The sequence below is a fragment of the Maribacter arcticus genome (assembly GCF_900167935.1).
GTDB lineage: Bacteria > Bacteroidota > Bacteroidia > Flavobacteriales > Flavobacteriaceae > Maribacter > Maribacter arcticus.
In genome coordinates, this window is sequence record NZ_FUYL01000007.1 from 233,817 (window position 1) to 245,225 (window position 11,409).

At 36.2% G+C, this 11,409-nt stretch carries 8 protein-coding genes; 1 reads left to right on the forward strand and 7 read right to left on the reverse strand.

Going from position 1 to position 11,409, the window contains the following annotated elements; genetic code table 11:
- Nucleotides 1–148: 148 nt before the first annotated feature.
- From B5X55_RS12565 to B5X55_RS12600, 7 genes are all read right to left on the reverse strand, one after another.
- Nucleotides 149–829 carry a DUF4386 domain-containing protein gene (locus B5X55_RS12565; protein WP_079512979.1) on the reverse strand — a complete coding sequence of 227 codons (681 nt, stop codon included), beginning with the start codon at nt 827–829 and terminating at the stop codon, nt 149–151.
- A 512-nt stretch (nt 830–1,341) separates the two neighbouring features.
- A complete protein-coding gene (locus B5X55_RS12575) occupies nt 1,342–2,622 on the reverse strand; it encodes a metal-dependent hydrolase family protein (RefSeq protein ID WP_079512980.1) in 1,281 nt (426 codons plus the stop codon).
- A 731-nt stretch (nt 2,623–3,353) separates the two neighbouring features.
- Entirely contained in the window at nt 3,354–4,523 is a 1,170-nt protein-coding gene (locus tag B5X55_RS12580) for an ATP-grasp domain-containing protein (protein ID WP_079512981.1), read from the reverse strand.
- Nucleotides 4,524–4,807: 284 nt separating this feature from the next.
- Nucleotides 4,808–6,292 (reverse strand): mannitol dehydrogenase family protein, encoded by a 1,485-nt coding sequence (locus B5X55_RS12585; protein ID WP_079512982.1) that lies wholly within the window; start codon nt 6,290–6,292, stop codon nt 4,808–4,810.
- On the reverse strand, nt 6,292–8,013 hold the full coding sequence (locus B5X55_RS12590) for a purine-cytosine permease family protein (RefSeq protein WP_079512983.1): 1,722 nt from the start codon (nt 8,011–8,013) through the stop codon (nt 6,292–6,294). Before B5X55_RS12590 ends, B5X55_RS12585 begins: the two co-directional genes overlap by 1 nt.
- Before the next feature lie 151 nt (nt 8,014–8,164).
- On the reverse strand, nt 8,165–8,635 hold the full coding sequence (locus tag B5X55_RS12595; protein WP_079512984.1) for an RDD family protein: 471 nt from the start codon (nt 8,633–8,635) through the stop codon (nt 8,165–8,167).
- 425 nt (nt 8,636–9,060) lie between these two features.
- Nucleotides 9,061–9,609, reverse strand: coding sequence for a hypothetical protein (locus B5X55_RS12600; RefSeq protein WP_079512985.1), 549 nt, complete (start codon nt 9,607–9,609; stop codon nt 9,061–9,063).
- A gap of 433 nt (nt 9,610–10,042) precedes the next feature.
- Here B5X55_RS12600 and B5X55_RS12610 point away from each other — a divergent pair, with 433 nt between their 5' ends.
- Entirely contained in the window at nt 10,043–11,098 is a 1,056-nt protein-coding gene (locus B5X55_RS12610) for an IS110 family RNA-guided transposase (RefSeq protein ID WP_079511101.1), read from the forward strand.
- The last annotated feature ends 311 nt before the right edge of the window (nt 11,099–11,409 follow it).

The following is an 11,409-nucleotide window of genomic DNA, read 5'->3' on the forward strand; positions in this document are numbered from 1 at the left end:
AGTACCTATGATTTCGTTTCGAAAAAAATGCGTCTAGATTTTTCCGCCCAGCACCAAACCATTACCTAAAGTTAAAGATTTTAGTTAGGAAATTTACCTGAAATGGATTATAGGTGTTGTTGTGTGCATTTTTTCTAACTAAATTTCGTTATTTCATTTCAGTTTCTAAATCTGTCGAATTCAATCCTTTTAAAATTAACCAAAAAGGAAGAATTAGTTGAATGAGCCCTATCGGAAGAAGCATATTCATACTAATGCTATTTCCAAAAATCGAAAATAGTATTTCAATAAACATAAGAACTACGGCTATTATCCCAACAATTGATATGACTTTTGGAATTAATTTAGACACGTAAAATGTATAGTATAAAATAAAAACTGGAAAGCAAGAAATGAGTAGACTCAAGTAGTGTGTCCACCAATGTTTTTTATAAAACACACTACCTAATGTATTTAATATATCAGAATTTCCAGTTTCATTTTTAGTATACTCTAGACTTAATTCTAGCATAGATAGAACACTAATATTGTCAATAGATATAGCTATAAAACCTAGTATACTAGATGCCAAATATAAAAAAGCCAAAATGATACTATGTTTTTTAAAAATGGGTAATAAAACTGAAGCTATTACAATAGACGTTATGCCGCTTAAAATTAAAAGTAAAGTCGAAATAATGATTTCATTTGAGTTTGCAGAAGTAGCGGTTAGAAAATCATCTGAAAATAGTACGGGACCTTGTAAAAATTGATAGACAGTAATTCCAGTTGCAAAAATGATTAGAAACAATAGTCCTACAAGCCTTCCGGTTTTTTTATTCGATTTCATATTTTGATTGATAAGTTGATTGATTGATAAGTTGATTGATTGAAAATAAGACGTTGTAAATTCTAAAATGTTACAAAAGAGTGTTATTTTAAAATTGCACACAACGTTTATTTATAAGGATAGTTGCTTGTTTAAACAACTGACATACTAAAAATGGAACGAACCAAAAGAAAATTCGCAGGATTTTCATAGTAGACTATAACTAAGCAATTCGTTTTACATGGTGTTAGCCACTGGCTTTTCATTCAGTTCAATTGTCTTTTAAAACTACAAAACAGGAAAGTTCTGCGGTGTTTTAAATGGTGTAAAATGGTCTTCTGTAATGCACTTTATTTTGTCAAACCCGTCTTTTAGCTCCATCGTTAATTGCTCTTCGTTGTATTGGTTTATTTCGAGACCACTACATTTTTCAGGACCATTTTTTGAAAAGATTGCCTACGTTTTTTTTTGCTGACAGTTAACGCTCAGTATATGGTGCGTTTTAATGCGTTATATATTTTGTTAGCTTCTGTCTATTTTATTGCCTTAATGACTTTTCCGCCTTTCATGACAAATTCCACTCGCGACAATTCAGAGATATCATCAAGAGGGTTTTCTTTAGTGGCTATAATATCTGCCAATTTACCTACCTTGATACTTCCAATTTCATCATCTTTCATAAGTAACTCTGCATTTACCTTTGTACCTGCCATTATTGCTTGAAGAGGCGTCATGCCCAATTTGACGAGCAATCGAAATTCCGTAGCCGCAAAATTAGGAGGGAACCCAACATTGTCAGAACCTACCCCTATTTTCACACCTCTTTCTATTGATTTCGAATACATCTTCCAAGAGTCTTCGCGAAATTTTTTAGTTAACTCATACATTTTAGCCTGTGCCTTACTGTTCTTCCAGGTCTCAAGTCCATACTCACCAACACTGACAGTAGGGATTAGGAATACATCATACTCTAAAAAGAGATCAATACTTTCATCGTTTAGGAAGGTGCCATGCTCTATGGACCTTGCTCCAAACTTTATTGCTTTATTGATGCCTTCAGTAGCATGTGCGTGAGCCATAACAGGAATACCTCTCCTTTTTGCTTCCTCGACTGCAGCAATTATTTCTTCATCACTAAATTGGACGTTTTTCGGATCGTCCCCTTCTGACATAAAAGCCCCAGTAACCAGGAGCTTAATCCAGTCACTCCCATGTTTTATTTCTTGCCGAATAGCCTTTTGAATCTCATCTACGCCATCAACTACTAGCCCATCAGAAATCACCGATTGATCAGGTGAAAAAAAATTAATATCACCACCACCCCCTGTTACAGACAAGTAATGTCCAGCTCCATAGATTCTCGGACCATCAAACAAACCTGCGTTTATGGCATCCCTGATTTCAAAATGGGCATATTGTGTATCGGCATCACCAGCTACTCTTATCGAAGTCCAACCTTCATTAAGCCAATTTTGCACTGTTTTCAAACCTCTAAGGGCATTAAAGGCAGATGATCCTTTCAAATGATTTACTTGGTAATCATCACCATATATTAATGGATGCACATGAGCGTCTATTAGGCCAGGTAGCACTGTATATTCGGTTAAATCAATTATTTTGTAATCTGGCTTAATGATATCTCTAGTGCCAATTTCTACAATTTTATCTGCTTTGATGATGATTACAGTATTGTTGTAAACCTTATTATCTTCTGCAGTTATAAGCTTACCACAAATGATAGCTGTTTTTTCTTGAGCATTTGAAGTAACAGAAAATAGAATTATTGAAATTGATAGTAGCAGTACTTTTTTCATACTCAATATTTTAGATTGAAGCTAAACTTATTGTTTAGTTTTATTTTTTCTTGTCTAAAGCTAAATACATTCCAAATAGCTATCGGGATTAGCGACATTATAAATATACACAGACCTTTCGATTAAGTGCTAAAGTCCGCATTACGTTTAGGTTGTGTTAGCAAATGTTTTTTTTGGTCAGGAAGTTTCAATTCCGATATCCGAGAACATTCTTTTCAATTCGTTAATATCCGATTGCTTATTCAACTTTGTCAAATTCCTTAATTTTCCATTTTTCAATTCCAAACTGAATCTTTTTTTTCCAAGAATTTGTTTTTCTTTTAATCGCTTTATTTGGTTCAATGGTATTTTTTTGAGTGTTGTCTTTTTTAATAATAGATATGTGAGAGTTCTAATGGAGAGAACACCCACGAAAATTCAGATATAACCAATCATGTTTAATTGTCCGTCATTCAGATTATATAAATTTAGACCTGCATTGAAATATGTTTAAGAGCATTATAATCCTCAAAGCGAAATATGAAGTTTTTAGGCCGTCATTTTTTTCTATTGTCTTTTCCTGCTCGTTGTATTTAACTTTCTTATTTAAATATTTGCTAACGGTTATTATAAAAATAGTAGTCAACTGCGTGACACTTTCCTGTCAAGTTGCAAGAAAGTTGAAGCGGGCTACAACCTTTGAATTTACTACTGTCTCGACTATTATTTTCATACATTGTTGGCGGTAGTTTTTATTCTCTAACAATGATATATTTTCTCAAATCTGAACTGAGAATATCGTATAATTCCTTTTTGTTTTTTTCATCAGTTTTTGCAAAAACAAAACCAAAAAGAGGATATATGTTAATATCTAAGGCCCTTATCAAAATAGGGTTTTCAAAATCATCAGCAAGTGCTTTATAATCAAATCTTGCAATATCAGCAGGCTTAATACCTGAATTATTATCTAAAACGATTATACTAAATATTTTATTTTCTTTGCCTTCGTATATAGTATCCCAATTTGGGCAAGTGTTTTCAAAATAGTATTTATAGGAATTAAGTCCCACTGTAATTCCTGATAAATCACCCGTAGTACACCAACCTCCAAAACGAAGTGGGTTAATTTCAATAGGAATTATTTTGCCCTTCTCATCAATTCTTACTTCTGCATGAGCCGGAAAATTCTTTAAATTAAGTTTATTGCCAATTGTGCTTAAAAACTGCTCCAATTCAGATTTATATTGATTGATAATTGCTTTAGAAGTCGAATATACTCTGTCGCTTGTATCTGTTTTCGATGAAAAAACGTGGTGTAAAATATTTAATATAACCACCTCACCCTTATCATTATGATAATAATCTATAGCGTATTCTTCACCTTGAATAAAATCCTCAATAATAAAGTGGGAAGTATCGAGTACATTTTTCGGGAAAATACTTTTAAGATTATGTGGCGTTATTTCTTCTTTTGCCTTAATCCATTCGTTTTCATCATTTATAATATAGACACCAATACTTAAAAATCCGATGGATGGTTTTATGACAAACGGAAATGACAATTCCTCGGTAGCAATATTCTGAATATTTTCTAACTTGATTTTCTGGAATTTAAATTCTGGAAATAGGGCTTTAATCTGCTCTCTGAATTTTGCCTTGTCTTTAAGGATATTGATTTGTTTTGACAATTCACTTTCCCCAAAGTGATTATCTATCCAACTGAGAACATTTTCTGAATTGGTATATATTCGCTGAGAAGGGTTGTTTTTTATAGTTGCTATAGCCTCTTCTTCGCTAATCCAATTTAAGGTAGGGTCAGCCACTAATTCTTTAGCCACTTTTGTTGCAACAACTGGATAGTAATTTTCTTTTATTGTATCTATAAGAAAATCTGAAATATATGGTTTGTCTATTAGGAACATTTTTAATCTATATAAGGTTTCATCCAAATTACCGCCAACGGTTTGTGTATGAAACGTAGCGTGTAAAAAGACACTACATTTTCGGAAAAACACGGAGCCGTCCCGAAGCTTCGGGATTATGTTTTATCTTTTCTATTTCAAAAGCCAAATTAATAATTTGGAGGTCTTTGTAAATAATCACAAACTTTTAGGCTTAGCACTTACCAGCTATGTTTTATACATTTTGTTGTGGTACGTTTTTTATTTGTTTATTTTTTCACTTTTCAGAATCTGAATTATAGATTTTAAATCATATCCTTCATATACTTTTTGATATTGGTATCCTTATAGATTTTATGAACTGCCTCTGTATACAACTTTGTAAACCGCTCATTTTTAATAAGATTACCAAAAAGAGATTCTTGTCTTATAAAGGCTAATGGGTCGGTTGTGGTTTGTTTGGCAGCTTGATGTAGTTCGGTGCTCATGGCATCGATAATTTCGATTGGATGCCCTTGTCTATCCTTTCCTTTATCACTATAATAACACCAGGCAGCAATGATTAAGGTTGCAAACTTGATACTGCCACCAGTCGCTAAATTATCATGTATAGTAGCAATTAAAAATTTAGGCAATTTGGCTGAGCTTTCCGAACAAATACGGCTGACACTGTCTTTGATATTCGGGTTGGCAAAACGCTCTAATAGACTGTATTTGTAGTCCTCTAAATCAATGCCTTCAATGTTTCCCAAAATGGGTGTAGCTTCTTGGTCTAGGTAGGCCCTCAAATAGGTTTTGAAGGTTTGGTCTTCTAGGCAAGCATTGATGGTGGGGTGACCGTGAAGGGCTCCTAAAAGCCCCAATACTGAATGCCCGGCATTGAGCAGTCGTAGTTTCATTTTCTCATAAGGCCCCACATCAGGAACGAATTGTACGCCAACTTTTTCAAAAGCGGGCCGCCCGTTCGAAAATTTATCTTCTACCACCCATTGTATAAAAGGTTCGCAGGTAACGGGCCAAGCATCTTGTACGCCATAGTTTTGTGCAAGGGTTTCGATATCTGCTTTCGTTGTTACCGGTGTAATGCGATCAACCATACTATTGGGGAAGCAGACTTCTTGGGCTATCCATTCCGCCAACCCCTTATCTTGCACTTCGGCAAAGGCGAGTAGCATCTTACGCGCCATATCGCCATTGTGTTCAATATTGTCACAAGACAAAATGGTAAAAGCAGGTAGCCCGTTATCGCGACGTCGTTTTAAGGCAGCGGTTAGAAAACCATATACGGTTATCGGCTCATTGGGGTATCGTAGTTCGTGTTGTATATCAGGGTTGTCAAAATTGAATTCCCCCGTTGTGGGGTTAAAATTATATCCGCCTTCGGTAATCGTAAGCGATACTATTCGAGTATCAGCATTTGCCATACAGGCGATTACGGGTTCGGAGTCTGTGACTCCCATTTTAAAATTGACTATCGACCCGATGACTTCGGGTTCAATTTTTCCGTCGGGGTGTTTGACCATCAGCGTATATAGGTGGTCTTGCTTATTGAAAATATCGTGTAGTTTGGCATCCGCTTCGCGTAGGCCTATACCGCAGATTCCCCAGTCTGAAGCTTCGCCTAACTGCCGGAGTTGGTGTAAATAGTAAGCTTGATGTGCGCGGTGAAATCCACCGACACCAATGTGTACGATTCCTGTTTTATTCGCTTCGCGATTATAATTCGGAACAGGCATACGGCTTCCTACTTCCTCTAAATTTTGTTGTTGGAGTTGTATTGGTCTTTTCATTATTGTGTAGCTGTTTTTGATTTTCCGCGCAGCAGCGCCCAATAGGCAAGTGCAAAATAAATTAGGGTACAGATGAAGGCGTAGGTATAAAAGAGTTCCCGATTTTCGATATAATCCGTTTCTGATGCACTACCGAACATGACATTACTAGCTAACACCAAGGTGGCGACCAAAGCGATAATCGCAATAAATTTTAACCCCTGAGATAAAAAAGATTTATCCTTAGCAATAACAGGCTCCTCCTTTGCTTGCTGTTCTTGAAAGCGTTCAATCGTTTCCTTCCGAACTTCTTCTTCCTTAACTTCAGCAGTATAGTTCTCTTTCGCCCCATACCGAGACGCTAGCAGTGTATACAGCAAGATTGTAAAAAACCAAGTGGGGATAAACAGGTAATAGAAGGAAATCACATCCAAGGCATTCAATCCAAAACCGAAGACAAGGCCCAAGCCCCATGAAGCGACAGCAGGCATACTAAAGGTCAGCTGACGGTACGAAGACCAGTAGCGCGTAAAGCCAATTCTAGGAAAAATTTGATGTTCTGTAAATACAATCGCCCCTACAGGAACCACCAGTAGTCCGGCATAAGTGAGTAGTGGCAGTATTTGTGAAAAAACAAAGGGGAAACAGGCAATGATCATAGTGACTAACCCAACTACGATGGTCGTTTTCTTTCGGGAGTGGTTAAAGAAAATCGCCTGTGCGGCTAAACCTGCTCTATATAGATTTGTTATTGCTGTTGTCCATCCGGCAACGATTACTATTACAAACCCAGACCAACCGAGGGCATAGTAGGCCACATCACCCGGGTCAAGTTCTACAATAGATTTTCCTAAGATAACGGCGGCACCTGCGCCCATGATTCCGGCAGCAATCCATGCCACATAGTGACCGAACATCATACCGGTACTGGTGGCATAGCCGTACGATTTCTTTTTAGCAAATCGCAAGAGGGCCATATCAATTAATCCGAAATGGGTAATGGTATTGGCAGCCCAACCAAATCCTATGACTTCCACTAATCCGATGCCCGGAGCGCCGTCGCTATTGATGCCTGTCCAAATGGACTGGTCTCCCAAGGTCATAAAATCGGCCCAGCCTGCAGGTAAAGTTTTATCCAATACATCTAAAGACAAAGCGGGGAGGAGCACCATGGCGCCACTGGTAAACATCACAAAGAGCCAAGGCGCACAGATGCCGGAAAATTCAGAAACCGCATTAAAACCATAGAGTGCGATTGAAACCACAAAGATGCCCACAGCCAAAACAATCAAAATAAACCAAGCATTGGTAGGGTACCAATTGAGTTGCGCAGGAATATCAAAGGCAAAACGCACTGCGGTAGATGATACCGTAATCATTGCCGCTGAAATCACCGAAAAGATGATGACATTGGCCCAATTGTACATCTTGGTCATTGAATCACCTGCAATCTTATTCAGATAGGTATAGAGGCTCAATCGCGTATCAACGGCAATAGGTGAGGTGATGAACCTCCAGCTCAGTACGGCCAAGATATTACCAATCAATAGACCTAAAATGATATCCATGGTCTTAGCGCCTAGTGCCACGAAGGTCGCCCCAATGACAAACTCCGTTGCTGCTACATGCTCAGCAGCATATAGTCCTGCAAAATGGGTCCAATCATGTAATTTATGTTTGGCAACTGGTAATTGTTCTTCTTCTAGGTTTTCAAATTGTTTAAAATCTTCTGTGGTATCCATATTTTAGGCTGGTTGCAAATTTTACTCTTGTTAAATTCTGTAGTATAGTTTTTTTAATGGGTTTGATCAAATGTTCGTTAAGGCACATATTTTACACAAGTTAAAGATTAAGGTTTACACTAAATTAATTTCTAATCTTGTTGCTTGTTCTTTATTTCTTTTCGAAAATAACTTTAGTTTTAGATATTTTGTCATGCCATCCTCTTGGTATTTCACCAAGAAAAGAAAAAGAATCAAAAGGTATTCTTCTACACATACTTCTTAATAGAACTGTTTTGAAATCCATGATTTCATTTTCAATAGTAACAGCTCTTGTATTGGTCACAAGTTTTCCAATGGTTTTTCCTTTTAAAAGATATTCTAGGAAAGAATAAAAAATAGTTGTGGTAATTAACCCAAAAAAGATTCTTCGCAAGTAGTTTGGATCATCATAAATAAGTAATCCCGATAGAAAGGATAAATCTTCTATTTTAGAAATATGTCTTATCGAAACTATGTAAAAAATGATAAAACCAAAATAGAGAACACTGTCTATAGTATAATTAATTAATCTCTGTTCCGTGCTAGCTAAATCGAATCCAGCAAAATTAGTATTACTCTTATTTCTTTTAATTTCGTTCATTTTTTTTTAGCTTTTTTAAATTACACACAACGCCTGAGCGTAGTGCGGAGGCAAGGAAACTTTTTGTTTCCGTCTGTGCACGAAGCTAAAGCTTATTGATTTATTTTTCTGTTCCAAAGCTAAATCCAACAGATTTAGCGACATTATAAATATACACAGACCTTACGAATTAGACACAAGTCCACATTAATTATAAGATTTGTTGTAATCTGTAGCGACACGTTCGAGTAAGCACGAACGATTGCGTTTTTTTTATAAGAGTGGAGTCCATCTGCGCAATAGTTGCGTTTGAGTGAAGTCCACTTGCGTAAACAAATTCATAAATCCATTCGATTCAACCGAATTAAAAAGAGTAGCCAATATCTACTAAAAGACTGCTAAGTTTTGCAGTTACAACGTTGATACTTTTGATAAAACAATTAATTCTAATTAGTTAAAAAATATTGAACGTTTATAAGTTCTATATTATTGATTATACCTAAATCCAGGGAGCTTTCCTGGTCATAAGATAGCGTACAACTGGATTTAGCCCCAAGTTCGAAGCAAGGCAAGGTTGTTTTATCTGAATAACTTTGACTGGACGTTAGCTCTCCTATCTTTACGGTCAATATAGGCAACCCTGTAACTTCGTAATCCTTTGGGTTATTTAATTGAATTTCAAATCGCCAACGCGAAGTATTATTTCCGGTATCGGGTGTAAACTCATAAAATAAGACATCGTAAGTAAAGCCATCTAACTCAGGTGGGTCAATTTGAGTTAATGGTTCTGGATTAGGAAAGCTACAGGGTAGTTCAATAGTTCTATCTAGGAAGTATTGTTGGTTGTTCAAGAAGTAAGTATCGCTGACTACTGCAGTTTTTGTGCAATTTTCATCTTTTGAATCACAGCTAATGTTAAGAATAAAGCAGTAAAAAGAGAAAAAAAGAAATATTGTTGAAAATGTGCGTGGAGAACGCTTGATGCTATTTTTCATTAATGATATATTATAATTTAAGATTCTTGTTTTTGATTTTCGAAAGGTCAAACCTCACTCGGGGCGAGAATTCGAATATCGTTTAAGGAAGAAAAATCTTAATTACATATATTTTGTTTTAGCGAGGTCAAATGTATTCAAAATAATTAAACGCTCTTTTTGATTTTTTGAGCAATTGATTACAACGTTACGGCTATGGCAATCGGGGCAGGTAAGGAAACTTTTCGTTTCCGTCTGCGCACGTAGCAAAAGCTTTTTGTTTAGTTTTATTTTTTCTTGTCCAGAGCTAAATCCATTCCCGATAGCTATCGGGATTAGCGACTTCATAAATATACACAGACCTTTTGATTTAGCCCTAAAGTCCGCATTACGTTTAGCATTGATGAAAAAGCAGTAAGTCGAGTATCTTTAAAATGAACTAAAAATTAAAGATATGATTACTCAAATTACTGCTATACCGAAGTTATATATTGGCATCGACATACACAAACGAAGTTGGAAGGTACATTGTGCAACAGATTTGTTTGCAGGTAAGTCTTTCAGTATGTCTGCAGATCCAAAGCAATTACAAACTTATGTTTCCAAACATTTTCGGGAGTATGAAGTAACAACTGCATACGAAGCAGGTTGCTGTGGTTATCATGCACACCGATGTTTTGAAGGTTATGGTTGGCGAAGTTTAGTTGTGAACCCGGCAGATATTCATCGCAAGGGTAAAGAGAAGCATACAAAGACAGATAAGATAGATGCGCAGTTAATTGCTAGAGAACTTAAAGATGGTCGTTTAGAGAGTATCATAATACCAAATAAGAAACGAGAAGAGCTTCGCAGTCTGTTTAGACGAAGAAATGATTTGGTTAAAGATTTTAGAAGAGTAAAGAGTTATATCAAGATGCAATTATTGTATTTCGGTATTAAAGAGCCAGAGGAGTTCGATAATGACCATTGGAGTCATAAATACAGAAATTGGTTAGATGATATGGTTTTTGAATACCCAACGGCGAAGTCTACTTTAGATAGTCGACTGCGTTTCTTTCGTTTCGTAGATCAAGAGCTACGTGATGTCTCTACTGAGCTAAGGAGGTACTGTAAAACGCATTACAAGAAAGATTATATGCTGCTAAGAAGTATACCCGGTATAGGTGGCATAGTAGCCTGTGGTATATTATGTGAACTAGGAGATTTAAGACGTTTCAACAACATTAAACATTTGGCAGGCTATGTTGGTCTGGCACCAAGTATATACCAAAGTGGAAATAGTCAAAGGACAATGGGAATGACTCCACGGGCAAACCGTTTATTGAGAAGCTATTTTGTGGAAGCATCATGGCAAGCAATACGAGCAGACCCAGTTATGCAGGCTTACTATCGTAAACATCAAGGGAAGAACGTAAAAAGTATCATTGTCAAAGTAGCAAGAAAGTTACTTAGTAGAACCTTAGCCGTAATTAAAACGGAAGTGCCTTATACCATAGGTGTAATTGAATAATAAAATACGAATTCAAAGAAATAGGAATCATAACAAAGCTCTAAAAAAGTAGTAAGAACTGTATCACAAAACAAAACCCGTGACCTGTATTGTTCAGGATCACATTTTTAGCAAGTGACCGGTTCTATTATAATTTATAATCATACAAATGCCGGTGACGTTTCAGGTTTCGAACCGATCACATATAGGAGTGCGAGCAAGTTATATTAAAAGAAAAAAAGGTGGTTTAAAGTAAAAAAGAAAATATTAATTAACTTTAAAGAACTGGACGAAGGCTTTTCATAGGAGGTTTTGTTGGCAACAGTTATTTT

Excerpts from the sequence above, each read along its gene's own strand:
- B5X55_RS12565 (WP_079512979.1), bottom strand. The coding sequence starts at position 829 with ATGAAATCGAATAAAAAAACCGGAAGGCTTGTAGGACTATTGTTTCTA.
- B5X55_RS12575 (WP_079512980.1), bottom strand. The coding sequence starts at position 2,622 with ATGAAAAAAGTACTGCTACTATCAATTTCAATAATTCTATTTTCTGTT.
- B5X55_RS12580 (WP_079512981.1), bottom strand. The coding sequence starts at position 4,523 with ATGTTCCTAATAGACAAACCATATATTTCAGATTTTCTTATAGATACA.
- B5X55_RS12585 (WP_079512982.1), bottom strand. The coding sequence starts at position 6,292 with ATGAAAAGACCAATACAACTCCAACAACAAAATTTAGAGGAAGTAGGA.
- B5X55_RS12590 (WP_079512983.1), bottom strand. The coding sequence starts at position 8,013 with ATGGATACCACAGAAGATTTTAAACAATTTGAAAACCTAGAAGAAGAA.
- B5X55_RS12595 (WP_079512984.1), bottom strand. The coding sequence starts at position 8,635 with ATGAACGAAATTAAAAGAAATAAGAGTAATACTAATTTTGCTGGATTC.
- B5X55_RS12600 (WP_079512985.1), bottom strand. The coding sequence starts at position 9,609 with ATGAAAAATAGCATCAAGCGTTCTCCACGCACATTTTCAACAATATTT.
- B5X55_RS12610 (WP_079511101.1), top strand. The coding sequence starts at position 10,043 with ATGATTACTCAAATTACTGCTATACCGAAGTTATATATTGGCATCGAC.